Source organism: Pseudomonas sp. GW821-FHT11G12 (assembly GCF_058808055.1).
The window spans coordinates 1323749-1349276 of the sequence record NZ_JBXARH010000001.1 but is presented as its reverse complement, the minus strand read 5'-3'; the positions used below and the strand labels follow the sequence as shown (position 1 = coordinate 1349276).

Sequence of the window (25528 nt, the reverse complement as noted above, 5' to 3'; positions counted from 1 at the left end):
AGAGGTCGCCCTTTTTTTGCCCGTCATTCAGCCGATCAGGCCAGATCCACCAACACGATTTCACTGTCTTCAATGGCAGTAACGGTCAGCACCGGCTCATGACTCACCGCGACACCGTCTCGAGCTTGCGCACGCAAGCCGTTGACTTCAATCACGCCGGTGGCCGGTACGAGGTAGGCGCGACGTCCGGCATCGAGGCGATACTCGGCGGTTTCCCCGGCCTTGATCGTGGCTGCCACCAACCGTGCATCGGCGCGAATGCGCAGACTCTCATCGTCACCGACCTTGCCGCTGGCGAGGGTCACAAAGCCTTCGCGCTCGCCTTTGGGAAACGGTTTTGCACCCCACGAAGGTGGTGCACCGGTTTCGGTCGGCATGATCCAGATCTGAAAGATCTTGGTAGCGGTCGCTTCCAGGTTGTATTCGCTGTGGGCGATCCCGGTGCCGGCGCTCATCACCTGAACGTCGCCGGCTTCAGTGCGGCCCTTGTTGCCCAGGTTGTCCTGGTGGGTGATCGCACCTTCACGCACGTAAGTGATGATTTCCATGTCCCGGTGCGGGTGAGTGGGGAAACCGGTTCCCGGGGCGATGATGTCGTCGTTCCACACCCGCAGATTGCCCCAGCTCATGCGCTGTGGATCGTAGTACTCGGCGAACGAAAAATGGTGATGGGCATCCAACCAGCCGTGATGGGCGCCGCCCAGCGAGCTGAAGGGTCTGAGTTCGAGCATGATCTTCTCCTCAAAAGGTTCGTCATGGGGCGTTTCGGCCGCAGCCACGAAGCGAGACCGGTGATTGATGGCGAGCATCATCTATCAGCCAACAATCGAGAAAAAGCGTAAAAAGTGCTGCATTCCCATCGAATTGATTGATGTTATAAACCTCGAAACGCTCTTACGCAGCCTTCAGTTCATCGCCTAACTCGATGACCTGTAAGCATTTCGCTAGAACTCAAGGGCAAATGCAGACACCATAGCCCCCAACAGCCTCACCTCCTGGAGTCCGTCAGCGTGGCGCAACACACCCCCGATCTTCCTCCCGAACTTCGTCCCTTGGCCGAGATGCCGTGGTTCAAACGCCTGGCGGCGCGTTTCCTGGGGCACGGCCTGACGCAACTGCGCGCCCAGCATCGGGCTTCGTGGCTGCACGGCCAGGCCGATGGCTTTCGCAGCGGTCACACCGCCGGGGTCGATTATGGTTACAAGGAAGGCAAGGCTGACGGCCTGGAAGAGGGCCGTCAGGTATTGTTGATCCGCGACAGCCGCAGCACCGAGCATCGCGCGCCGAGCATCGACAACCACCTGTTCGATGACTGGCGTCTGCCACTGACGGCCGAGCTGAAAAAGCGCATGAAGGCTGACGTCGCCCGCTTGCTGCCGGCCCACGCCCAGCCAAGCGTTGCGCAGTGGAAGATGATTTTCAGTGATACGCCGTCAACGTCGGTGATTGCTGGAGCGGGTGCTGGCAAATCGACCACGCTGGTGCTGCGCATTCTGCTGCTGACGCATTATCTGGGCTTTGAGCTGGATTCGATGACCGTCGTGACCTTCACCCGGGAGTCGCGCAAGGACTTCATCAACAAACTGATTGAGCTGTTTGCGCTTTGGGGTCAGGCCCTGAGCCACAAAACCGCCCGGGATCTGGTACGAACCTTTCACTCGCGCATTCTGCCGATGGTTCGCAGCCTGCCGGGGTTCGAGCGTTTGCAGGCTTTTGAAAACCTCAGCCTCCGGCCGCAGGGCGGGGACGATGACGTCGACAGCAACCCGTTTGATCTGCGGATCAACGACGCCCAGCGGCAGCAGCTCAACGCCTGTTATCACCGTCTCTACACCGAGGACGAGCGTTTCCGGCAATTGATCCAGCCACTGTCCCGGCATGCCTTGCAGCTCAAGGAGCTGGAACGCGATCACCCGGACGTGCAAAAGCGCATGGCGGTGACCGAACTGGCCGCCAAGCGCGACGAAGAACTGTGCGACGTGATCGAAGACTTGTGGTTCCGCGCCGGTGCCTGGCCGATCAAGGGTGTCGAGCCGAACCGCCAGACCTTCGAGATCAACGGTGCGGACTTCCACTGTCATGGCTACATTCCAAGCCTCGATGCCTGGGTCATTTTGGGCTTCGATCCGCGCGAAAATCCGCAAGTCTGCCGCCCAAACGCCAAGCTGACAGTCCGTGCAGAGTGGGCAGTCAAGCGCACGCTGTTTCAAGCTTTCTGCCGTAAGCCATTGATTTGGATAGATAGTTACGAGTCATCAAAGCGCATCCTGGCCACATTGGCAGGTGATGCCAGTGCCGGGCCGGGCTTCGATTACAAGGTCAAGGGCGAGCTCGCATCCGCGCCGTTGCTGGACTGTTTTGTCGCCGCCGCCGGCTTTATCGAAAACCTGGGCCTGGATGTACCGGACGCCGTTGGCCGCATGAGTTTCGCCAAGGATGATCCGGACCGGTTTTTCTTTGAAGCGCTGAGCCTGTTCTGGCGCGCGCTGGAAGATCATTTGCTCGATCAGAAACCACCGGTCATGACCTACAACCGCATGTTCGCGCTGTTCAGCGAGCACTCGCCGGAAAACCTCAAACTGCTCAGCGATGAACTGCTGCGGCCCATGTCGCACCTGATGATCGATGAATTCCAGGACGTGTCGCCGCAGATCGTTTCGTGGATTCGCGCCAGCCTTGCGGAAATCCGCAGCCGTGGCCCGGCCATGCACGTCGGGCGCGGGGCGCAGCGTTCTTCCTTGCTGTGCGTGGGGGATGACTGGCAGTCGATCTACGGCTGGCGCGGCAGTTCGCCGAGTTACTTCATGGAGTTCAACAAGGAGTTTTCATCGCCGAGCACCACGCGGGTGATGCTCAGCGACAACTATCGCAGTCATCAGCACATCATCGACGCGGCAGAGCACATCGTCCGTGCGGCGCCGGCGATTCCCGGCAAGAAAGCCAAGGCCAGCGGCGAGGAGAAGCCGCTGCAACCGGTCAAGGTACTGGAACGCGACGATCAGGCACTCGGCCAGCGTCTGGCGGAGCACTACAGAAACGGCGATTCAATCCTGATGCTTTATCGAAAAAGTAGCGATAAATCATTGATAGAGCAGCATATTCAGTCTGTAGTTAATGTTGATTCTAGCTTGCCGTACGAGTCCCGACGCTTGAAGCAGCTGACCTATCACAGCGCCAAAGGCTTGCAGGCCGATGCGGTGTTCCTGCTCGGTGACTGTCAGCACCTGACCAGTTCGCCGTACAAGAATCAGGTCTACCGCATGGCCGGACTGGGCAAGGCCGGCGACAACGAGCCTTACGACACCGCGCAGAAGGACGAAATCCTGCGCCTGGCTTATGTCGGCATCACCCGGGCGGTGAGTCATTGTTACTGGTATGTCGAACCGCAGGACGCCCAGGCAGTGAACATGCCGCGCGCCTCCGATCGGGTCGCCAAGGGCAAGCCGTTCTTCGCCGATCACCGGCCGGAAAAGAAAACCGCCTGAAGCGAACGCCCACAAAAAAGCCCGCAAACAGCGGGCTTTTTAATTCAGATCAGTAACTTAGGCGTAACTCCTGAGAGATTCCGGAGGAACAAACGCTTCCAGCTCATCCTCCACGGCTTCGATTATTCGTTCGACATCCGCCGCATTCATGACCGTGGCACAAGGAATGCCGGCAATGGCGATCAGGGTTTCGCCGCTGGCCCGGTCGAACAGGCGGGCGATCATGCTGCCCGGCGCGTCCATCGTGGCCTCGAAACCCATGGGATGAAAATGCCAGCGCATCAGCTGGCAGGCATTGGGGAACGTAACCTTGCTTGACCCTTTATTCATGTGTTGCCCGCCTTCTTCATCGAGCGCTTCCGTTTGCTCATGGTAGGTGGGAAGAGCCTTCATTGGCTCAACCGGTGACTGCCCTTAAAAGTAGCATCTGGATGTGAAAAACCTGTGAGAATTTTCAGGCCATTTGGCGATTGCAGGGATTTTTTTGATGTAAGTCATGGTCGACGAAAACCTTGCCAAAGTGCCATCACCACCGGCTGGTTGATGCCGCGCCCGAAGTTGGGCAAGCTCGGTTCTTTTTCCAAGAGTCCCCTATGCACGCCGATGATGACGGCCCGCAACAGACCCAGGCCACGGCCGAAACGGTCATGCGCTATCACCTGAGCTGGAAACACCGGGACCTGGATGGCGTCATGGCGCTTTACCATCCGGACATCCAGTACAACGACTTCTTCCAGAACCGCGTGCTCGGCCTCGACGAACTGCGCGAGTACGTTCGCGTCAGCATGCCCCGTGAATCCGACGAAGCGCTGGAGCATTGCGACCGGATCCGCATCGACGGCAACACCGCGTTCATTCAATACGAAGTGACACTGCGCGGCGGCAATGGCCTGGTGTCGTTCCGTTCCAGCGAAGCAATTACCGTCAAGGACGCGAAAATCTGGCGGGTCAATGAATACGCGTCACTGGTGCGCGAACAGGGCTCCAGTGCTGCGGCACCGAGTCAGCGTCCGGCGGCGAGCCGACTGGGCCTGTCGCCACGCCAGTTGAGTTTCATGGCCGAAGACCTGCAGCAGTATTTCCAGCGTCAGCAGCCGTACCTCGATCCCGAACTGGATCTGCAGCGGGTGGCGAAGGAGTGCGGTTACAGCCGCAACCAGATTTCCTATCTGCTGAACCAGGTGCTGGGACAGAGCTTCTATCGCTACGTCAATCAGGCGCGGCTCCAGCATTTGCTGCAATCGCTGGACAACGCCACGCCGCCACTGCGCATCGATGAGCTGGCGTTTGCCGCCGGGTTCAACTCGCTATCGGCTTTCTATAGCTGTTTTCGCCAGCACACTGGCCAGTCGCCCAAGGCCTACGCCAAGCAAATTTCTTTGCGGACACGCGCGCAAGACAGTCACTGAGGTCAGCCACTAGGATCGACGCCATCGAAACCTGGATTGGCGGAGTCTTGCATGCCGGCGTGGCGCACTATCAGTTTATGGATGGACCAACTCGACGAGCCGCTCACCGCGCGCCCGGCGCTGGAACAAGACCTTGACGTCGATGTGGCGATCATCGGCGCCGGTTACACCGGGCTTTGGACGGCGTACTACCTGAAGAAACACGCGCCGGGCCTGGACATCGCCATCATCGAGGCGCAAACCGCCGGTTTTGGTGCGTCCGGTCGCAATGGCGGCTGGTTGATGGGCAATCTGCTGGGCGAAGATCGCCTGCTGGCAGGCCTGTCGCCACAACAGCGCCGCGCCTCATTCGATCTGCTGCACAGCATTCCTGATGAAGTGGAAGTCGTGCTCGAGCGCGAAGGCATCGACTGCGATTACCGCAAGGGCGGGGTGCTTTACTGCGCTGCGCGCTATCCGGAACAGGAAGCCAGCCTGCGCGACTATCTGAACAAGCTGCATGCCCAGGGCCTGACCGACGACGATTATCGCTGGCTCAATCCTGAACAACTGGCCCAGCAGATTCGCGTCGCCAAGCCTTACGGCGGGATTTTTGCCCCGCACGTGGCGACCATTCAGCCGGCAAAACTGGTGCGCGGCCTGGCCCGAACCGTTCAAGGCATGGGCGTGAAGATCTACGAAAACAGCCCAGTGACCCATTGGCAGGCGGGTAGCCTGCGCACCGACAAGGCCAGCGTGCGCAGTCGTTGGGTCGTTCCCGCCATCGAAGGCTATTCGGTGACATTGCCGCCACTGGGTCGTTATCAATTGCCGGTGCAGAGCCTGATTGTCGCCACCGAACCGTTGTCGGCCGCGACCTGGGACGAAATCGGCCTCAATCGTGGCCAGGCCTTCAGTGAATTCAGCCGTCAGGTCACCTACGGCCAGCGAAGTGCCGACAATCGGCTGATTTTCGGTGCCCGTGGCGGCTATCAGTTCGCCGGTCAGTTGCGGCACAACTTTGATCTGACTCGGGACGAGGTGGAGCTGCGGCGTTACCTGTTTGGCGAACTGTTCCCGCAACTGAAAAACACTGCGATCACCCATGCCTGGGGCGGCAACCTCGGTATGTCGCGGCATTTCAAACCGCACATGCTTTGTGATCGGGCCAACGGCATTGCGTTGTCCGGCGGATATGGCGGGGAGGGCGTGGGGGCTTCCAACCTGGGCGGTCGCACCCTGGCTGACCTGATTCTCGAGCGTGATACCGAACTGGTTCACCAGCCCTGGGTGCTGCCGGACGGCGGGATCCATGCGCTGCGGGCGTGGGAGCCGGAACCGTGCCGCTGGCTCGGCTACAACGCGATCATCAAAAGCTTTGTCCACGAAGACCAGACCCTGGCCAACCCGGCGACCGCGCCCTGGCGGCGCAAACTTGCCAGTCGGGTGGCCGGGTTCATGGAAGGTTTCATGCACTAAACGTCGTTTAATTCCAGACAGCCTTTAAGACAGGAAGCGCCATGAGCATCACTCAATTCAAGAACACCGCCACGCTGCCACTGGACGAATCCAATCCGGTGGCCGTGCCGCTCGGCACACCAGTGGCCATTGCGTCGACCACCAGTGTGAAGCGCGACGACGGCGTCGAAACCGGCGTCTGGGAATGCACGCCCGGGCGCTGGCGGCGGCAGATCACCGCACAGGAGTTCTGCCACTTCATTTCCGGGCGCTGCACCTTCACCCCGGACGGCGGCGGCGAAACCCTGCAAATACAAGGCGGCGACGCACTGATGTTGCCGGCCAACACACTCGGCATCTGGGATATCCAGGAGACCGTGCGCAAGACCTACGTCCTGATTTTCTGACGCTTTGATCCTTTTGATTGCCTGCCAACAACAATAGCCAATACAGGAATCGATCCATGATCCGAAAGACCCTCGCTCTCGCCCCCTTGATGCTCGCCGCTTCCCTTGCTCAGGCAGCGGAAACGGTCAAGGTCTACAACTGGTCCGACTACATCGCGCCGGATACCGCGAAAAACTTCGAAAAGGCCACTGGTCTCGGCATCACCTACGACGTCTACGACAGCAACGAAACCCTCGACGGCAAGTTGATGACCGGCAAATCCGGTTATGACGTGGTGTTCCCGTCCAACCATTTCATGGCCCGGCAGATTCAGGGCGGCGCGCTGATGAAGCTCGACAAGAGCCAGTTGCCGAACTGGAAGAACCTCAACCCGGTATTGCTCAAGGCCTTGCAGACGAACGATCCGGGCAACGAACACGGCTTCCCGTACCTGTGGGGCAGCACCGGCATCGGCTACAACATCGCCAAGGTCAAGGCGGTGCTGGGCGATAACGCGCCGGTGGATTCCTGGGACCTGATCTTCAAGCCCGAAAACATGGAAAAACTGCAGAAGTGCGGCGTGGCAATCCTCGATAACGGCCCGGAATTGCTGCCAGCGGCGCTCAACTACCTGGGTCTGCCGCATCACAGCAAGAATCCCGAAGACTATAAAAAGGCCGAAGCCCTGCTGATGAAAGTGCGGCCGTACGTCAGCTACTTCCACTCTTCGAAATACACCAGCGACCTGGCCAATGGCGATATCTGTGTGGCGGTCGGTTTCTCCGGGGACATCCTGCAAGCGGAGAACCGCGCCAAGGAAGCCAAGAACGGCGTCGATATCGGTTATGCGATTCCCAAGGAGGGCGCCGCCATCTGGTTCGACATGGTCGCCATGCCGGCCGATGCGCCAGACGCCAAGGCCGGTTACGCCTTCATGAACTACTTGCTGCAGCCCGACGTCATGGCCGGCATCAGCAACTACGTGCACTACGCCAACGGCAACGAACAGGCCGACAGTCTGATCGACCCCGCCATCAAGAACGACACCAAGGTGTATCCGAGCCCGGAAATGATGGGCAAATTGTTCGCGCTGGAAGCCATGCCGCTGAACATCGACCGGATCCGCACTCGCGTCTGGAACAAGATCCGTACCGGCAGCTGAAAAATCTGCCGGAGCGGGTTTTCCTCCGCTCCGGCAGCAGTATATGACGCCTGAAACTTGTGTTTATTTGGTTGATATCACTCCGCTGGCACCGCACTAATAAAGTGCAGGAAAGTGAGACGCGTCTAACAAAAAGTAACTTACCGATATTTAATATTTAAATAAGAAATCGTCAGACAATTAGGCAAACTCACCACACTTACAACATTCTTCCCGCCGCACGCGCTTTGTTTACGGGACTTTCCCGGAATAGTTCAATTTGATCTCAAAAAAACGCTAGACGTTAGATTTCAAATTGTGTCAGGTTTCTAACGCCTTCATTGGGCGAGTGATAGGACAATCTCGCCAGAGGTTGTCGCTATCGGACAAAAACTGTTCCATTGCTAAACAAGGAAGTGTGTTTATGTCGAAAGTAAAAGCTAATGCTATTGATACCGCCGAACAGGCTTTCCAGCTGAACGCGGCACCACTGGCCGCGCCAAGCTCGGCGTTCAACCAGATCAATAGCTTCAGCCATCAGTACGATCGTGGCGGCAACCTCACGGTCAATGGCAAACCCTCCTTCTCGGTGGATCAAGCCGCTACCCAACTGTTGCGAGACGGTGCCTCCTGGCACGACCTCGACGGCAGCGGCAAGATCGAACTGACCTATACCTTTCTGACGTCCAAAACCGCCAACTTCAGCGGCCTGGGAGTCACCGGTTTCAGTCAGTTCAGCGCCCTGCAGAAAACCCAGGCCGTGCTCGCCATGCAATCCTGGGCCGATGTCGCCAACGTGACCTTTACCGAAGCAGCCAGAGGTGGCGACGGCCACATGACCTTCGGTAACTACAGCGGCGGCCAGGAAGGCGCGGCGGCGTTTGCTTTCCTGCCAGGCACCGAGCCAGGCTATGACGGTCAGTCCTGGTACCTGACCGGCAGTGGGTACGACGTCAACAAAACCCCGGGCCTGAACAACTACGGACGTCAGACCCTGACCCACGAAATTGGCCACACCCTGGGCCTGTCTCACCCTGGCGACTACAACGCCGGGACCGGCAACCCGACCTACAATGACGCGACCTACGGGCAAGACACCCGCGGCTACAGCCTCATGAGTTACTGGAGTGAAAGCAACACCAGCCAGAACTTCAGCAAGGGCGGTGTGGAAGCCTATGCCTCCGGCCCGCTGATGGACGACATTGCCGCGATCCAGAAGCTCTACGGCGCCAACCTGACCACCCGTACCGGTGACACCACCTACGGCTTCAACTCCAACGCCGGTCGCGATTTCCTCAGCGCGTCCTCTTCGTCGGACAAGCTGGTGTTCTCGGTGTGGGATGCGGGCGGCAAGGACACCTTCGACTTCTCGGGTTTCACCCAGAACCAGAAGATCAACCTCAATGAAGCCTCGTTCTCCGACGTTGGCGGCCTGGTGGGCAACGTGTCCATCGCCAAGGGCGTCACCATCGAGAACGCCATCGGTGGCTCGGGCAACGACCTGATCATCGGTAACAGCGCAGCCAACGAACTCAAGGGCGGTGCCGGCAACGACATCATCTGGGGCGGCGGTGGCGCCGACAAGCTGTGGGGCGGCTCGGGTTCGGACACTTTCGTGTTCGCAGCCAGTTCCGACTCCAAGCCGGGTGCGATCGATCAGATCCTCGACTTTGTCAGCGGTCTCGACAAAATCGACCTGACCGGTATCACCAAAGGCGCAGGCCTGCACTTCGTCAGCGCCTTCACCGGTGCGGCGGGCGATGCAGTCCTGACTTCCTCGGGCGGCAACAGCCTGCTCTCGGTGGACTTCTCCGGGCACGGCGTGGCTGATTTCCAGGTCAGCACCGTTGGCCAGGCAGCGCTCAGCGACATCGTGGCGTGATGTGAACCGGGAAAGCGGCGCGTGATGCGCCGCTTTCTTCACTTGCATCGCTTTGGCTGGTAAGCAAGGCTACGCGTCGGAGTGAAATTTCCTATGATCCAATTCGCTTTTACCCGCAAAGCGGCGGCGTACCTGTTGCCGGTGCTGATGATGATTTCTGGAGAAACAACTATGGCAAGCAGCCTGAGACTCGAAGACCCATCGGTATTTGCCGGACAGTGGCAAGCGACCCTGAGCGACCGCAACGACGCTCCTGAAGCCCAGGCTTTGCAAGACAAACCGTCGAACACCTGCCTGATCGACCTTGAAGCCAACCAGACGCTGGGCAAGGGCGCCGACTGCCTGAGCGCATGGCTGCAGGACAGCGCCATCGGCTGGTTTCCCGATCCGGACGGTCTTTCGATCACCGGCAAGGAAGGCTCAAGAATCCAGTTTTTCAGCCGACAACGTGATGGGCTTTATCTGAGCACTTTGAAGTCAGGCCTGGTGATTACACTTGAGCGAGCTGCCAAACAGCCCTGATCGCCGGAACCGACTCACAGTTTAAATATAAGGCACCCCGTGACAGTTATAAGGCTCTCTTCAATAACTCGGACGCCGGTTTTAATCGCGAAAGTTGTTATCGAAGTGTAAGCGGACACTGTCGGTGTATGTCCCGCCCCGTGTGCGGGCTATTAATTGAAGTCTCGCCAAGCACGGCGGGGAATATCATTTCAGGAATAATCAATGAAGATGGCGAAGGCCCCAGCCACCGCTCCCTTATTCAAGGCATTGGGTGACTATAAAAGCATTCTGATCAGCGTCGGATGCTTTACCGCACTGATTAACGTGCTGATGCTGGTGCCCTCTATTTATATGCTTCAGGTCTATGACCGGGTGCTGTCTTCGCAAAACGAAACCACGCTGGCGATGCTCTCGCTGATGGTCGTGGGATTCTTCGCGTTCATCGGCCTGTTGGAAGTGGTGCGCAGCTTCATCGTGATCCGCATCGGCAGCCAGTTGGAGCGCCGCTTCAATCTGCGGGTCTATCAGGCGGCGTTCGAGCGCAACCTGTTCAAAGGCGAGGGCAATGCCGGCCAGTCCCTGGGCGACCTGACCCACATTCGCCAGTTCGTCACCGGGCCTGCGCTGTTCGCGTTCTTCGATGCGCCGTGGTTTCCGGTCTATCTGTTTGTGATTTATCTGTTCAACGTCTGGCTCGGCGTCCTCGCCACTGCCGGTGCGCTGCTGCTGATCGCCCTGGCGTGCCTCAACGAATACATGACCAAGAAGCCGCTGGGCGAAGCCGCCGGTTACTCGCAAAAATCCAGCCAGCTGGCCACCAGCCACCTGCACAACGCCGAAACCATTCAGGCCATGGGCATGCTCGGTTCCTTGCGCAAACGCTGGTTCCAGGTGCATTCGCGCTTCCTCGGCCTGCAAAACCAGGCCAGCGACACGGGCGCGGTGATCAGCTCGCTGAGCAAGACCTTGCGCCTGTGCCTGCAATCGCTGGTGCTGGGCCTGGGTGCCTTGCTGGTGATCAAGGGCGACATGACCGCCGGGATGATGATTGCCGGTTCCATCCTGATGGGCCGCGTGCTCAGCCCGATCGACCAGTTGATTGCCGTATGGAAACAGTGGAGCGGGGCGAAGCTGGCGTACCGCCGACTCGACTCCCTGCTGCAGGCTTATCCGCCGAGCGACGACGCCATGGCGCTGCCGCCGCCAAAAGGCCAGATCACGTTCGAACAAGTCAGCGCCGGCCCACCCGGGCAACGTGCCGCGACCTTGCACATGGTCAATTTCAATCTGGCGGCCGGTGAAGTACTGGGCGTACTGGGTGCTTCCGGTTCCGGTAAATCGACACTGGCGCGGGTGCTGGTCGGCGTGTGGCCAACCCTCGGTGGCACGGTTCGCCTGGACGGTGCCGACATTCATCGCTGGAATCGCGATGATCTCGGCCCGTACATCGGCTACCTGCCGCAGGACATCGAATTGTTCAGCGGCACCATCGCCGAGAACATCGCCCGTTTCAGCGAGGCTGACCCGCAGAAGGTGGTGGCCGCCGCGCAACAGGCCGGCGTACACGAAATGATCCTGCGCATGCCGCAGGGCTATGACACGCAACTGGGCGAGGATGGCAGCGGTCTGTCCGGCGGCCAGAAGCAACGTGTAGCCCTGGCGCGTGCGCTGTACGGCACACCGAGCCTGGTGGTGCTGGATGAACCGAACTCCAACCTCGACACCGTCGGCGAAGCCGCATTGTCCAGCGCCATCGTGCAACTCAAGGCGCAGGGCACCACGGTGGTGCTGGTGACGCACCGTTCTTCGGTACTGGCCCAGGCCGACAAATTGCTGGTACTCGCCGATGGCCGTCTGCAAGCCTTCGGCCCGAGCCAGGATGTGCTCAAGGCGTTGTCCGGCAACCAGGCGCAACAACAGCCACAACCTACTGAAAAAACCGCGCAGGCACCGGGCGGGCTCAGCTTGAGCCGGCAGTACCAGCCCACGACAAGGAATTCGGGTGTATGAGCAGCGCGAGCATGAACACTGAAAACGAAGCAACGATGGAACACGCGTACATCACCGAACGCCCTGAGCGCGACGCTAAATTCTTCGCCCGCATGGGCTGGATTCTGGCACTGGCCGGCGCTGGCAGTTTCTTTGCCTGGGCCGCACTGGCACCGCTGGATCAAGGGATTCCGGTGCAAGGCACGGTGGTGGTCTCCGGTAAACGCAAGGCCGTGCAGTCGATGAGCAGCGGTGTGGTCAGCCGGATTCTGGTGCGCGAAGGCGAGATCGTAAAACAGGGTCAGCCGTTGTTCCGCCTCGACCAGACCCAGGTCGCCGCCGATGTGCAGTCGCTGCAGGCGCAGTACCGCATGGCATGGGCCAGCCTTGCGCGCTGGCAGGCTGAGCGCGACAACCTCAAGCAGGTGACGTTTCCGGCAGAGCTGAGCGACAACGCGGACCCGCGCCTGGCCCTGGTGCTGGAAGGTCAGCGCCAACTGTTCAGCAGCCGCCGCGAAGCGTATTCCCGCGAGCAGGCCGCACTGCGCGCCAGCATCGAAGGCGCCACTTCGCAACTGGCCGGCATGCGCCGCGCCCGTACCGATCTCAACGCCCAGGCCGACTCCCTGCAACAGCAGTTGAGCAATCTGCAACCGCTGGCGGACAACGGCTACATCCCGCGCAACCGCTTGATGGAATATCAGCGTCAACTGTCGCAAGTGCAGCAGCAGCTGGCAGAGAACACCGGCGAAAGCGGCCGGGTAGAGCAGGGCATTCTTGAGTCGCGCCTGAAACTGCAACAGCACGGCGAGGAATACCAGAAGGAAGTCCGCACCCAACTGGCCGACGCGCAACTGAAAAGCGTCACCCTGTCCGAACAACTGACCTCCGCCGGTTTCGATCTGCAACACAGCGAGATCGTGGCGACGTCGGACGGCGTGGCCGTCAACCTCGGTGTGCACACCGAAGGCGCCGTGGTCCGTCAGGGCGAAACCCTGCTGGAAATCGTTCCGCAAGGCACGCGCCTGGAGGTGGAAGGGCACCTGCCGATCAACCTGATCGACAAGGTAGGCACGCACTTGCCGGTAGACATCCTCTTCACCGCATTCAACCAGAGCAAGACACCGCGCGTTCCCGGCGAAGTCAGCCTGATTTCCGCCGACCAGATGGTCGATGAGAAAACCGGCGTGCCGTATTACGTGTTGCGCAGCAGCGTCAGCGATCAGGCCATGGAGAAACTCAACGGCCTGGTGATCAAGCCCGGCATGCCAGCGGAAATGTTCGTGCGCACTGGCGAACGTTCACTCCTCAACTACCTGTTCAAACCGCTGCTCGACCGGGCCGGCTCCGCGTTGACTGAAGAATAAGGATGTTCGGCTGTATGAATAAGCTTTCCATGCTGGCGGCAGCGTTCGCGCTGCTCGCGGGCAACAGTGCAGTGGCGGCCATGGGGCCGTTCGAGATCTACGAACAGGCGTTGCGCAATGACCCGGTTTTCCTCGGCGCGATCAAGGAACGTGATGCAGGCCTTGAAAACCGGGCCATTGGCCGCGCCGGGTTGTTGCCGAAAGTCGGTTACAACTACAACAAGGGCCACAACACCTCGAAGGTCACGCAGCTCACCGATCGCGGCAACTTTACGGAAAACCGCAACTACAACAGTTACGGCTCCAACCTGACCCTGCAACAGCCGTTGCTCGACTACGAGGCCTACGCCGCGTATCGCAAAGGTGTGGCGCAGTCGCTGTTTGCCGACGAGAACTTCCGGGGCAAGAGCCAGGAACTGTTGGTGCGGGTGCTCGACAACTACACCAAGGCCTTGTTCGCTCAGGATCAGATCGACATCGCCCAGGCCAAGAAGAAGGCGTACGAGCAGCAGTTCCAGCAGAACGAGCACATGTTCAAGCAGGGCGAAGGCACGCGGACCGACATTCTCGAAGCCGAGTCGCGCTATGAACTGGCGACCGCCGAGGAAATCGAGGCCCGCAACGAACAGGATGCCGCGCTGCGTGAACTGGGTGCGCTGGTTGGTGTGCCGACAGTGGACATCACCGATTTGGCGCCGCTGGATCAGAACTTCCAGACCTTCGCGTTGATGCCGGCCAACTACGACACCTGGCACGAACTGGCGATCAGCAACAACCCGAACCTGGCGTCACAGCGCCAGGCCGTGGAAGTGGCCCGTTATGAAGTGGAACGCAACCGCGCCGGGCACCTGCCGAAAGTCAGTGCCTACGCCTCGATGCGCCAGAACGAATCGGAAAGCGGCAACACCTATAACCAGCGCTACGACACCAACACCATCGGCATCGAAGTCAACGTGCCGTTGTACGCCGGTGGCGGGGTGTCGGCATCGACCCGTCAGGCCAGCCGCACCATGGAGCAGGCCGAATACGAACTGGACGGCAAGACCCGCGAAACGCTGATCGAACTGCGTCGCCAGTTCAGTGCCTGCCTGTCCGGTGTCAACAAACTGCGCGCCTACCAGAAAGCCCTGACGTCGGCCGAGGCGCTGGTGGTCTCGACCAAGCAAAGCATTCTTGGCGGTGAGCGAACCAACCTGGACGCACTGAACGCCGAACAACAACTGTTTACCACCCGCCGCGATCTGGCCCAGGCACGCTATGACTACCTCATGGCCTGGACCAAATTGCATTACTACGCGGGCACCTTGAGCGAGCAGGATCTGGCTCGGGTGGACGAAGCATTCGGGCAAGGCCCACGGACGCAATAGCACCGTAGTTTTTACACAAAACAACAAAAACGAGTGGTGAACATGGACGTACGCTTCAAGCCGGCTTCGGTCGGCACCCTGTTGCTTGTGATTTTTATCAACCCGGCCCAGGCGCAATACGTGGATTCGGGCAAACCCGGCGATCCAGCCAGTTGGCGCTCCGCCGAATTCCTGCGGGACTGGGGGCTGGACCGGATGCAGGCCGATCAGGCCTACGCCGCCGGTATCACCGGCAAGGGCGTGAAGATCGGCGCGCTGGACTCCGGTTTCGACGCGGCCCATCCCGAGTTCGCCAGCGACCGGTATCACCCGGTATCGGCCAGCGGCAGCTATGTCGATGGCTCGCTGTTCACGGTCAACGGCACGCTTAACCCGAACAACGATTCTCACGGCACGCACGTGGTCGGCACCATGGGCGCCTCCCGCGATGGCAGCGGGATGCACGGCGTGGCGTTCAATGCGCAGATCTACGTCGGCAACACCAACAAGAACGACAGTTTTCTGTTCGGCCCCAATCCCGACCCGCGCTATTTCAAAGCGGTGTACGACGCACTGGCCGATGCCGGCGTGCGGGCGATCAACAACAGTTGGGGCAGTCAGCCGCCGGATGTCAGCTATCGAACCCTGGCCGATCTGCACGCCGCTTACGCTCAGCATTGGAACAAAGGCACCTGGCTCGATGCCGCCGCCGATGTTTCACGCCGCGGCGTGATCAACGTGTTCAGCGCCGGCAACAGCGGTTACCCCAACGCCAGCGTGCGTTCGGCGCTGCCGTATTTTCAGCCGGACCTGGAAGGCCATTGGCTGGCCGTGTCGGGGCTGGATCAGAGCAATCAGCAGAAGTACAACCAGTGCGGCATCGCCAAATACTGGTGCATCACCACGCCGGGGGCAAAGATCGACAGCACCATTCCCGACGGCGGTTACGCGATCAAGTCCGGCACCTCGATGGCCGCGCCCCATGCTACCGGCGCCTTGGCGCTGGTGATGGAGCGTTACCCGTACATGAACAACCAGCAGGCGCTGGAAGTGCTGCTGACCACCGCCACTCAACTCGACGGCAGCGTGACAAGCGCACCGACCGAACGGGTCGGCTGGGGCGTCGCCAACCTGAAGCGGGCGATGGGCGGACCGGGGCAATTGCTCGGCGCGTTCGACGCGAATCTGGCCACCGGGCAACGCGATGTGTGGAGCAACGACATCTCCGACAAGGCGCTGATCCAGCGTCAGAGCGAAGACCTCGCCGAGCACAGTGCCTGGCAGCAAACCCTGCAAAGCAAAGGTTGGCAGAACGGAATTTCGGCAGGCGCCAGCCAACAGGACCAGACCGATTACGCTGTCGGCATGGCCCGTGATGCGGCCGCCGCCAATCGGGTGTATCAGGGCAGCCTGATCAAGTCCGGCGCCGGGCAATTGATTCTGACCGGCGACAGCACCTATCGCGGCCCGACCACGGTCAATGGCGGTCTGCTGAGCGTCAACGGTTCGCTGACGTCTGCGGTCACGGTCAATGACGGCGGCACCCTCGGCGGTTCCGGCCGGATCGGCGCACTGATCGCCAACAGCGGCGGTCGCGTGGCACCGGGCAATTCCATCGGCACCTTGAATGTGGCCGGTGACGTGACCTTCGCGCCTGGCTCGACCTACGCGGTGGAGCTGTCACCGAACGCCAGCGATCGCATCGTCGCCAGCGGCACGGCGTCCATCAGCGGCGCCACCGTCAGTCTGTCGCTGGAAAACAGCCCGACCTTGCTCAGCACCGCTGAAGCGAAAAGCCTGCTCGGTCATCAGTACGACATTCTGCAAGCGGCCGGTGGCATCCAGGGCCAGTTCGGCGCCGTGGTGCCGGATTACCTGTTCATCGGTGGCAGTCTCGCGTACAGCGGCAACGGCATCGTGCTGAATGTCGAACGCAACGCGAGGTCTTTTGCCAGCGTCGGCCAGACCCCGAACCAGCGGGCCGTGGCCAGCGCCGTCGAAGGCATGGGTGCCGGTAACTCCGTGTACGAAAGCCTGTTGCTGTCGGCCACCGCCAGCGATGCACAGCAAGCCTTCCAGCAACTGAGCGGGGAAATCTACCCGGCCCTCGGTTCGGTACTGATTAACGACAGTCGTCAGTTGCGCGACGCCATCGGCGAACGCCTGCACGACGCAAACGCCGCGCAAAGCAACGGCTGGATCAAGGCCCTCGGCGCCTGGGGCACGACCGATTCGCAACACGACACCGCCGGCTACAGCACATCCATCGGCGGCCTGCTGGCAGGCGTCGACGGTGCGCTGGACGAGCAGACCCGCATCGGTCTGGTCACCGGTTACAGCGACAGCTCGTTGAGCATGGGTTCTGGCACGCATTCCTCGGCCAAGGTCGACAGTTACCACCTCGGTGCCTACGCCGGCCATGAGATGGGCGCCTGGCGCCTGAGCACCGGCGCGGCCTACAGCTGGCATCGCGCCGACGTCAAACGTGATCTGCAATACGGCGACGTCAGCGCCAAACAGAAAGCCAAGGTCGATGCCGCCACCACACAGGTATTTGGTGAAGCGGCCTATCGACTGAATCTGCAACCACTGGCCCTGGAGCCGTTCGCCAATCTGGCCTACGTGCATCTGGACAGCGACGGTTTCACCGAGAAGGGCGACGCTGCGGCATTGAAAAGCAGCGGCGACCAGCGTGATGCGGTGCTCAGCACCCTCGGCGTCAGGGCGATCAAGACAATCAACCTGTCGGGCACGCAAAAACTCGATGTCAGCGGCCATCTCGGCTGGCAGCACAGCCTCACCGACATCGAGGCCGAGCAGCATTTGCGTTTCGCCAGCGGCAGCGCGCCGTACAGCGTCGAAAGCTCGCCACTGGTGCGTGACGCCGCGCTTGTCGGCGTGCAGGCCAGCCTGGCAGTCACCCGCGACGTGCGGATCAACCTGGATTACACCGGACAACTGGCCAACCGTGAGAAGAGTCACGGCGTCGGCCTGAGCCTGAACTGGCAGTTCTGACTCACCGAGAGATGATCGTTCCCACGCTCCCGCGTGGGGATGCAGCCCGTGACGCTCCGCGTCACTGGACGCGGAGCGTCCCTAGAGGCATTCCCACGCAGAGCGTGGGAACGATCAACGGGGAGGGCGTGGGAACGATCACTTCAATAGACGGATTTTGTGCAACATCACTAAGGAAGGTCGCTGGATGAAAAATAACAACACCCCCGCGCAATCGGGTGGATGCTTTCGCCTGAAAACTCTCAATCGCGCCTTGCTTTGCGCCTTGGCCACCTGGGGTAGCGCACACGCTGCGCCCTATGTGGAAAGCGGCCGGGCAGGGGATGCCGCCAGTTGGCGCAGCGCCGAATTCCAGGCGGATTGGGGCCTGGGCGCGATTGGCGCGGATTACGCCTACGCCGCGGGTTACACCGGCAAAGGCGTGAAGCTGGGGATCTTCGACCAGCCGGTGTACGCCGCGCACCCGGAGTTTTCCGGGCCGAACAAAGTGGTGACCCTGGTCACCAGCGGCATTCGTGAATACACCGACCCGTACATCCCGGTCAAAGCCGGGGACGCGTTCCGTTATGACGGTTCGCCCTCGGTCGGTTCCGACGGCAAGCTCGGCGCCCACGGCACCCACGTTGGCGGCATTGCCGCCGGCAGCCGTGACGGTGGGCCGATGCACGGTGTGGCGTTCGGTGCGCAGATCATCAGCGCCGACAACGGCGACCCGGGTCCGGAAGACGGTATCGTGCGCGGCAACGACGGCGCGGTGTACAAGGCCGGCTGGGATGCGCTGATCGCCAGTGGCGCGCGGATCATCAACAATAGCTGGGGGATCGGCATCACCGACCGCTTCGATCTCGGCGGCCGTGACCCGGCGTACCCGCATTTCACCGTCAACGACGCGCAATTGCAGTTCAACGAGATCCGCACACTGCTGGGCACCAAACCCGGCGGCGCCTACGACGGTGCAATCGCCGCCGCGCGCAGCGGTATCGTGACGATATTCGCGGCGGGCAACGACTACAACCTGAACAACCCGGACGCCATCGCCGGCCTCGGTTACTTCGTGCCGGACATCGCGCCGAACTGGATCACCGTCGCCGCACTGCAAAAGAACCCGGATCTGGCCAGTGCCAATCCCTACATCATGAGTACGTTCTCTTCGCGCTGCGGCTACACCGCGAGTTTCTGCGTCTCGGCACCGGGTACGAAAATCTACAGCTCGATCATTGAAGGCACCAACGCCGACAACCTGACCACCGGCTACAAAAACTACAACGGCACCTCGATGGCCGCACCACACGTGGCCGGTTCCATGGCGGTGTTGATGGAGCGCTTCCCGTACATGTCCGGTGATCAGGTTGCCAGCGTGTTGCGCACCACGGCCACTGACCTTGGCGCACCGGGCATCGACGCCCTGTACGGCTGGGGCATGATCAACCTGCGCAAGGCCATCGACGGCCCGGCGATGTTTGTCACCGAGCAAGACATTCCCGAAGAATTCCGCATCCAGGGTGCCTATGGCTCCGGCCAGTTCGTGGCCGACCTGCCAGGCATCGGCGCGATCATCGACGCCGGCAAACCCACCGAGCGCGTGTGCACCGACATCACCTGCGGTCTCGACACCTGGCGCAACGACATTTCCGGCCACGGCGGTTTGACCAAGCAAGGGATCGGCACCCTGGTCATGACCGGCGCCAACACCTACACCGGTCCGACCCTGGTCAATCAGGGGCGACTGGCGATCAATGGCTCGCTGCAATCGGCGGTCACGGTCAACGATGGTGGCATCCTCGGCGGTAACGGGCACATCGCGGCACTGACCGCGAAGAGCGGCGGTATCGTCGCGCCGGGCAACTCCATCGGCACCTTGAACGTGGCCGGTGACGTGACCTTCGAACCGGGTTCGACCTATTCCGTCGAAGTCTCGCCGACCAGCAGCGACCGCGTTGTCGCTGGCGGCACTGCAACCATCGAGGGCGCAACCGTTGCGCTGACCCTGGAAAACAGCCCGACACTGTTGACCACGACTGAAGTGAAATCGCTGCTTGGCAGCCAGTTCAACATTCTGCAGGCGGCGGGTGGCATTCAAGGGCGCTTCGGCCAGGTCTTGCCGAGCTATGCGTTTCTCGGCGGCACCCTCGATTACTCCTCGGGCGGTGTTCAACTGAACGTCGGGCGTAACGGCGCGTCCTTCGCCAGTGTCGGCCTGACCCCGAACCAGCGTGCCGTCGGTGCAGCCGCCGAACGTCTGGGCGCGGGCAATGCGTTGTTCGAAACCCTGTTGCTGTCGCCGACCGCCGCTGTCGCGCAGGACGCCTTCCAGCAACTGTCCGGCGAGATTCACCCGGCCATCGGCACCATGCTGATCAACGATAGCCATTACCTGCGCGATGCCGTGGGCGAACGTCTGCGCGAGCGGGATCTGTTCGACGCCGGCGCACCGACCGATGACCGCAGCAACGCCTGGCTCAAAGTGCTGGGCGCCTGGGGCAAGAGCGATGGCGGCTATAAAAACGCCGACTCCAACAGCTCCATTGGTGGCTTGCTGGCCGGCGTCGACGGTTTGATCGCTGAAGATACGCGTCTGGGTTTCGTTACCGGTTATAGCGACAGCTCTTTGAACATGGGCAAAGGTACACATTCGTCTGCATCGGCCGATAGTTATCACTTGGGTGCGTACCTGGGGCATCAGATCGATGCCCTGCGTCTGACCGCCGGCGCGGCTTACAGCTGGCATCGCATCGACGTCAAACGTGATCTGCAATTTGCCGGTGTCAGCGGCAAGCAGAAAACCAAACGCGATGCGACCACCGCGCAACTGTTCACAGAAGCAGCCTACGATCTCGGTCTGCAACCGATGAATCTGGAGCCGTTCGCCAACCTGGCTTACGTGCACCTGAACAGCGACAGCTTCACCGAGAAGGGTGATGCCGCCGCACTGAAGGGCGGTGAAGATAACCGCGACGCCGTGCTGTCGACCCTCGGTGTCCGCGCCAAGCGCACGTTTGCCCTGTCGGACAAACATCAGCTTGAACTGGGCGCGACTCTGGGCTGGCAGCACAACCTGAGCAGCGTGGATTCCGACAGCCACTTGGCCTTCGTCAATGGCAACAGCGCATTCACGGTGCAAAGTGCGTCGATGGATCGCGATGCGGCAGTGGTCGGCGTTCGTGCCGGCCTGGCGCTCAATCGCGATGTCCGGGTCAACCTGGACTACAACGGACTGATCGGTTCGAACGAGAAGGACCACGGTGTGGGCCTGACGCTGGACTGGCAGTTCTAAGGTGTAGCGGCAGTTCGGCAAAGAACTGCCGTTTTTGAAAGGAAGAGAGAGCACGACATGGGACTGTTTGACTACAAAAATGCCGACGGCAAAGCGTTGTACAGCGATGCCATCGCACTGACGCTGTATTCCTACACGCCGACCGGGCAGGCTTTGCCCGGCACCGGTTGGGCGCCACTGGGCGCCACGGCACTGGGTTATCAAGGAAAGACCGACGCGAAAGGAACGTTCTTCGGCGAGAAGGACGGCTTCACCAGCGCCGAGGCGGAAGTGCTCGGCAAATACGACGCGGCGGGCAAGCTGATCGGTATCGGCGTGGCCTTTCGCGGCACGGGCGGGCTGGATTACAGCGACACCTTCGGTGACATGAAAAACAACCTGCTGGCAGCCATCGGGCCAGTGGATTACGCCACCAACTACGCGAAAAACGCCTTCGACAACCTGCTGAAGGCCGTGGCCGCGTTTGCCACGGCCCATGGCATCGCCGCCAAGGACGTGCTGATCAGCGGCCACAGCCTCGGCGGTCTCGGGGTCAACAGCGTGGCGGATCTGAGCGCGAGCAACTGGGGCGGGTTCTTCAAGGACGCCAACTACATTTCGTTCGCCTCGCCGACCCAAAGCAGCACCGGCACCAACGTGCTGAACATCGGCTACGAGAACGATCCGGTGTTCCGTGTGCTCGACGGCACCACGTTCAGCACGGCGTCGATGGGCAAACACGACAAGCCGCACGACTCGACCACCGACAACATCGTCAACTTCAACGATAACTACGCGTCCACCGCGCAGAACCTGGTGCCGTTCAGCATCGTCAATCCGCTGAACTGGTCGGCTCACAGCTCGCTGGGGTATGCCGATGGCCTGAACCGGGTGATCGACTCGAAGTTCTACAACCTCACCAGCCAGGACTCGACCATCATCGTGTCCAACCTGGAAGCGTCATCCCGGGGCAAGACCTGGGTCGAAGATCTGGGCCGCAGTGGTGAGCCGCACACCGGCAGCACCTTCATCATCGGCACCGACAGCAACGACTGGCTCAAGGGCGGGGCGGGCAACGACTTCCTCGAAGGCCGCGCCGGTGATGATCTGTTCCGCGATGACGGTGGCTTCAACATTCTGCTCGGCGGCCAGGGCCACAACACCTTCGATCTGCAGAAGCCGTTGCAGAACTTCAGCTTTGCCAACGACGGTGACGGCACGCTTTACGTGCGCGACGCGTACGGCGGCATCAGCATGACTCGCGACATCGGCGCACTGGTGAGCAAGGAGTCGGGGTCGTGGTGGAGCAGCAAGGAAATCACCTGGACCGTCACCGGCAAAGGCCTGGCCAATGGCAGTGAACTGACCCAGTACAACCATTCGCTCAATGGCGGTGCTCTCGGCGACACGCTGAAGGCCACCGCTGACGGCGACTGGCTGTTCGGTCTGGGCGGCGACGATCACCTGTTCAGCGACAAAGCCCATGTGACCTTCGTCGGCGGCGCCGGCAACGACGTGATGAGTGCGGTGGGTGGCAACAACACCTTCCTGTTCAGCGGCGCCTTCGGCTTCGATGCGATCAATGGCTACCAGGGCAGCGACAAACTGGTGTTCATGGGCGTTCAGGGCGCAGGGCAGGGCTACGACTACAAGCAACACGCTTCGCAGTCCGGCGCCGATACCGTGCTGAAGATTGGCGACTATGCCGTGACCCTGATCGGGGTGGGTGTGGCTAACCTGTCCGACTCGAATTTCGTGTTCGCCTGATTCCGTGTGGGAACCACCGCGGCTTGCGGTGGTTCCCATTGGGGTTGCATGACACAAATGTTGTAACTGAAATGCTCCGGAACGCCTCGGGAGGGGCGCTTTGGTTGTGAGCTATCTCTGAATAATTCCAACAAAGAGAGAGGCAACAGCAATGGGTGTGTACGACTACAAGAACTTCAGCTCAGCGGATTCCAAGGCGTTGTTCACTGATGCCATGGCCATCACGCTGTACTCCTATCACAACCTCGACAACGGTTTCGCTGTCGGGTATCAGCACAACGGCTTCGGCCTCGGCCTGCCGGCCACGCTGGTTTCGGCGCTGATCGGCGGCACGGATTCGCAAGGCGTGATTCCCGGACTCCCGTGGAACCCCGACTCGGAAAAACTCGCTCTGGACGCCGTGAAAAAGGCTGGCTGGACGCCCATCACCGCCTCGCAACTGGGCTATGACGGCAAGACCGACGCTCGCGGAACCTTCTTCGGCGAAAAGGCCGGCTACACCAGCGCGCAAGTGGAAATCCTCGGCAAGTACGACGCCCAGGGTCATCTCACGGAAATCGGCATCGCCTTTCGCGGCACCAGCGGCCCGCGGGAAATCCTGATCGGCGACTCCATCGCCGACGCCATCAATGACCTGCTCGCCGCATTCGGCCCCAAGGATTACGCCAAGAACTACGTTGGTGAAGCCTTCGGCAACCTGCTGAACGATGTGGTGGCCTTCGCCAAGGCCAACGGTCTCACCGGCAAGGACGTGCTGGTCAGCGGCCACAGCCTCGGCGGCCTGGCGGTCAACAGCATGGCGGACTTGAGCGGCAGCAAATGGGGCGGGTTCTTCCAGGACTCCAACTACATCGCCTACGCCTCGCCGACCCAAAGCAGCACCGACAAAGTGCTCAACGTCGGCTACGAGAACGACCCGGTGTTCCGCGCGCTCGACGGCTCGACCTTCACCGGTGCATCGCTTGGCGTACACGACGCGTCGAAAGTGTCGGCGACCGACAACATCGTCAGCTTCAACGACCACTACGCTTCGAACGTGTGGAACGTGCTGCCATTCTCGATCGTCAACGTCCCGACCTGGATCTCGCACCTGCCGACAGCCTACGGCGACGGCATGAACCGGGTGATCGAGTCGAAGTTCTACGATCTCACCAGCCGTGACTCGACGATCATCGTCGCCAACCTGTCGGACCCGGCGCGGGCCAACACCTGGGTGCAGGACCTCAACCGCAACGCCGAAACCCACAAGGGCAGCACCTTCATCATCGGCAGCGACGGCAACGACCTGATCCAGGGCGGCAGCGGCAATGACTACCTTGAAGGACGGGCCGGCAACGACACGTTCCGTGACAGCGGCGGCTACAACGTCATTCTTGGCGGCGCCGGCAACAACACCCTCGACTTGCAGCAGTCGGTGAACAAGTTCGACTTCGCCAACGACGGCGCCGGCAACCTGTACATCCGCGATGCCAACGGCGGGATCAGCATCACCCGCGACATCGGCAGCATCGTCACCAAGGAGCCGGGTTTCCTCTGGGGCCTGTTCAAGGACGACGTGACCCACAGCGTCACGGCGGATGGCCTGAAGGTCGGCAACAACGTCACCCAGTACGAGTCGAGCGTGAAGGGCACCACCGGCGTCGACACCCTCAAGGCCCACGCCAGCGGTGACTGGCTGTTCGGCCTGGACGGCAACGATCACCTGATCGGTGGCGTGGGCAATGACGTGCTTGTCGGCGGCGCCGGCAATGACCTGATGGAGTCGGGCGGCGGGGCGGATACGTTCCTGTTCAACGGCGCGTTCGGCCAGGACCGGGTGGTGGGTTACACCGCCAACGACAAACTGGTGTTCCTCGGTGTGCAGGGCGTGTTGCCGGGCGATGACTTCCGCGCCCATGCCACCTCGGTGGGGCAGGATACGGTGCTGAAGTTCGGCGGTGATTCCGTGACGCTGGTCGGGGTTTCGCTGAGCAGTCTCAGTGCCGATGGCATCGTGATCGCCTGAGGGTGACGTTGGAGGGGGAATTCTTTCCCTCTCCACATCAAAAGTGACTCATTGGCCACTACCTGACTCAAACCCCTGCACCAACAGGAAATGCGGACTAAAGCCAATGACGATGTAACCGTCATGTATAGGCAAGCCGCCATTGAGTACAGGAGATTCAAACGTGAAAGGTTTCAAGGGGTATATCGGTATCGTCGGGTTGGCGCTGCTTTCGGCCAATGCCTGGGCCGACTTGCCTCACAGCTCGATTCTGAGCCGCTATGGCGTCAGTACTGATGAATTGCCAAAGCCGGTCGAAAGCGATGAAGTCAAACCCGTTGAAGAGAAAAGCCGCTTTCATATCCAGCCCGAACAACCGTTCGTGACCGTGCGTATCGGCGAAAACAATGAGCCCGAAATGACCGGCAACCTGAGCATCGACCGCATGGCGCAACAGGAGCGTCAACGTTGCCAGCGCTTGCAGGAAGAAATGGTCCGGCGCGGTGAACGCGCGTTGAACTGCGACGGCACCCTTCCGGGCATGGCATTACCCCGCTGAAGA

General features: G+C 60.8%; 17 protein-coding genes. 15 read left to right on the top strand and 2 right to left on the bottom strand.

What is annotated here, in order from left to right:
- Nucleotides 1–35: 35 nt before the first annotated feature.
- Complete coding sequence (locus tag AC1RR7_RS06000) at nucleotides 36–731, bottom strand: pirin family protein (protein ID WP_085731268.1); 696 nt, start codon at nucleotides 729–731, stop codon at nucleotides 36–38.
- Nucleotides 732–1010: 279 nt separating this feature from the next.
- On the opposite strand from AC1RR7_RS06000, the gene AC1RR7_RS05995 reads away from it, so the two are divergent.
- A complete protein-coding gene (locus AC1RR7_RS05995; RefSeq protein WP_493156643.1) occupies nucleotides 1011–3485 on the top strand; it encodes a UvrD-helicase domain-containing protein in 2475 nt (824 codons plus the stop codon).
- A gap of 57 nt (nucleotides 3486–3542) precedes the next feature.
- Here the strand turns inward: AC1RR7_RS05995 and AC1RR7_RS05990 are convergent, their stop codons facing one another.
- Complete coding sequence (locus AC1RR7_RS05990) at nucleotides 3543–3815, bottom strand: DUF1652 domain-containing protein (RefSeq protein WP_096820481.1); 273 nt, start codon at nucleotides 3813–3815, stop codon at nucleotides 3543–3545.
- A gap of 263 nt (nucleotides 3816–4078) precedes the next feature.
- On the opposite strand from AC1RR7_RS05990, the gene AC1RR7_RS05985 reads away from it, so the two are divergent.
- The 14 genes from AC1RR7_RS05985 (at nucleotide 4079) to AC1RR7_RS05920 (ending at nucleotide 25525) form a co-directional block, all read left to right on the top strand.
- A complete protein-coding gene (locus AC1RR7_RS05985; RefSeq protein ID WP_273539065.1) occupies nucleotides 4079–4894 on the top strand; it encodes a helix-turn-helix domain-containing protein in 816 nt (271 codons plus the stop codon).
- A 51-nt stretch (nucleotides 4895–4945) separates the two neighbouring features.
- The gene (locus tag AC1RR7_RS05980; RefSeq protein WP_493064819.1) at nucleotides 4946–6352 is read left to right on the top strand and encodes an NAD(P)/FAD-dependent oxidoreductase; all 1407 of its coding nucleotides are present in this window, start codon (nucleotides 4946–4948) and stop codon (nucleotides 6350–6352) included.
- A 41-nt stretch (nucleotides 6353–6393) separates the two neighbouring features.
- Complete coding sequence (locus tag AC1RR7_RS05975; protein ID WP_493156641.1) at nucleotides 6394–6738, top strand: cupin domain-containing protein; 345 nt, start codon at nucleotides 6394–6396, stop codon at nucleotides 6736–6738.
- A gap of 56 nt (nucleotides 6739–6794) precedes the next feature.
- Nucleotides 6795–7880: a polyamine ABC transporter substrate-binding protein gene (locus tag AC1RR7_RS05970; RefSeq protein WP_102619846.1), complete on the top strand. Its 1086-nt coding sequence runs from the start codon at nucleotides 6795–6797 to the stop codon at nucleotides 7878–7880.
- A 403-nt stretch (nucleotides 7881–8283) separates the two neighbouring features.
- Entirely contained in the window at nucleotides 8284–9741 is a 1458-nt protein-coding gene (locus AC1RR7_RS05965; protein WP_096820397.1) for a serralysin family metalloprotease, read from the top strand.
- A 93-nt stretch (nucleotides 9742–9834) separates the two neighbouring features.
- On the top strand, nucleotides 9835–10263 hold the full coding sequence (locus tag AC1RR7_RS05960; RefSeq protein WP_158243853.1) for an AprI/Inh family metalloprotease inhibitor: 429 nt from the start codon (nucleotides 9835–9837) through the stop codon (nucleotides 10261–10263).
- A gap of 204 nt (nucleotides 10264–10467) precedes the next feature.
- Nucleotides 10468–12255 (top strand): type I secretion system permease/ATPase, encoded by a 1788-nt coding sequence (locus AC1RR7_RS05955; protein ID WP_493156639.1) that lies wholly within the window; start codon nucleotides 10468–10470, stop codon nucleotides 12253–12255.
- The gene (locus AC1RR7_RS05950) at nucleotides 12252–13601 is read left to right on the top strand and encodes an HlyD family type I secretion periplasmic adaptor subunit (protein WP_096820399.1); all 1350 of its coding nucleotides are present in this window, start codon (nucleotides 12252–12254) and stop codon (nucleotides 13599–13601) included. Before AC1RR7_RS05955 ends, AC1RR7_RS05950 begins: the two co-directional genes overlap by 4 nt.
- A gap of 2 nt (nucleotides 13602–13603) precedes the next feature.
- Nucleotides 13604–14968 carry a TolC family outer membrane protein gene (locus tag AC1RR7_RS05945; protein WP_096820400.1) on the top strand — a complete coding sequence of 455 codons (1365 nt, stop codon included), beginning with the start codon at nucleotides 13604–13606 and terminating at the stop codon, nucleotides 14966–14968.
- A gap of 42 nt (nucleotides 14969–15010) precedes the next feature.
- Nucleotides 15011–17962, top strand: coding sequence for an autotransporter serine peptidase EprS (gene eprS / locus AC1RR7_RS05940; RefSeq protein ID WP_493156637.1), 2952 nt, complete (start codon nucleotides 15011–15013; stop codon nucleotides 17960–17962).
- Between the two features lie 187 nt (nucleotides 17963–18149).
- Nucleotides 18150–21236 (top strand): autotransporter domain-containing protein, encoded by a 3087-nt coding sequence (locus AC1RR7_RS05935; RefSeq protein WP_493156635.1) that lies wholly within the window; start codon nucleotides 18150–18152, stop codon nucleotides 21234–21236.
- A 57-nt stretch (nucleotides 21237–21293) separates the two neighbouring features.
- Entirely contained in the window at nucleotides 21294–22982 is a 1689-nt protein-coding gene (locus AC1RR7_RS05930; protein WP_493156633.1) for a polyurethane esterase, read from the top strand.
- Nucleotides 22983–23133: 151 nt separating this feature from the next.
- The gene (locus tag AC1RR7_RS05925; protein WP_493156631.1) at nucleotides 23134–24987 is read left to right on the top strand and encodes a polyurethane esterase; all 1854 of its coding nucleotides are present in this window, start codon (nucleotides 23134–23136) and stop codon (nucleotides 24985–24987) included.
- A gap of 163 nt (nucleotides 24988–25150) precedes the next feature.
- Nucleotides 25151–25525, top strand: coding sequence for a hypothetical protein (locus AC1RR7_RS05920; protein ID WP_096820405.1), 375 nt, complete (start codon nucleotides 25151–25153; stop codon nucleotides 25523–25525).
- Nucleotides 25526–25528: the final 3 nt, after the last annotated feature.

Bases quoted from the DNA above. Each gene is read 5' to 3' on its own strand.
- AC1RR7_RS05930 (WP_493156633.1), top strand. From the start codon at position 21,294: ATGGGACTGTTTGACTACAAAAATGCCGACGGCAAAGCGTTGTACAGC.
- eprS (WP_493156637.1), top strand. From the start codon at position 15,011: ATGGACGTACGCTTCAAGCCGGCTTCGGTCGGCACCCTGTTGCTTGTG.
- AC1RR7_RS05955 (WP_493156639.1), top strand. From the start codon at position 10,468: ATGAAGATGGCGAAGGCCCCAGCCACCGCTCCCTTATTCAAGGCATTG.
- AC1RR7_RS05975 (WP_493156641.1), top strand. From the start codon at position 6,394: ATGAGCATCACTCAATTCAAGAACACCGCCACGCTGCCACTGGACGAA.
- AC1RR7_RS05925 (WP_493156631.1), top strand. From the start codon at position 23,134: ATGGGTGTGTACGACTACAAGAACTTCAGCTCAGCGGATTCCAAGGCG.
- AC1RR7_RS06000 (WP_085731268.1), bottom strand. From the start codon at position 731: ATGCTCGAACTCAGACCCTTCAGCTCGCTGGGCGGCGCCCATCACGGC.
- AC1RR7_RS05985 (WP_273539065.1), top strand. From the start codon at position 4,079: ATGCACGCCGATGATGACGGCCCGCAACAGACCCAGGCCACGGCCGAA.
- AC1RR7_RS05965 (WP_096820397.1), top strand. From the start codon at position 8,284: ATGTCGAAAGTAAAAGCTAATGCTATTGATACCGCCGAACAGGCTTTC.
- AC1RR7_RS05970 (WP_102619846.1), top strand. From the start codon at position 6,795: ATGATCCGAAAGACCCTCGCTCTCGCCCCCTTGATGCTCGCCGCTTCC.
- AC1RR7_RS05990 (WP_096820481.1), bottom strand. From the start codon at position 3,815: ATGAATAAAGGGTCAAGCAAGGTTACGTTCCCCAATGCCTGCCAGCTG.
- AC1RR7_RS05980 (WP_493064819.1), top strand. From the start codon at position 4,946: ATGCCGGCGTGGCGCACTATCAGTTTATGGATGGACCAACTCGACGAG.
- AC1RR7_RS05950 (WP_096820399.1), top strand. From the start codon at position 12,252: ATGAGCAGCGCGAGCATGAACACTGAAAACGAAGCAACGATGGAACAC.
- AC1RR7_RS05935 (WP_493156635.1), top strand. From the start codon at position 18,150: ATGAAAAATAACAACACCCCCGCGCAATCGGGTGGATGCTTTCGCCTG.
- AC1RR7_RS05945 (WP_096820400.1), top strand. From the start codon at position 13,604: ATGTTCGGCTGTATGAATAAGCTTTCCATGCTGGCGGCAGCGTTCGCG.
- AC1RR7_RS05960 (WP_158243853.1), top strand. From the start codon at position 9,835: ATGATCCAATTCGCTTTTACCCGCAAAGCGGCGGCGTACCTGTTGCCG.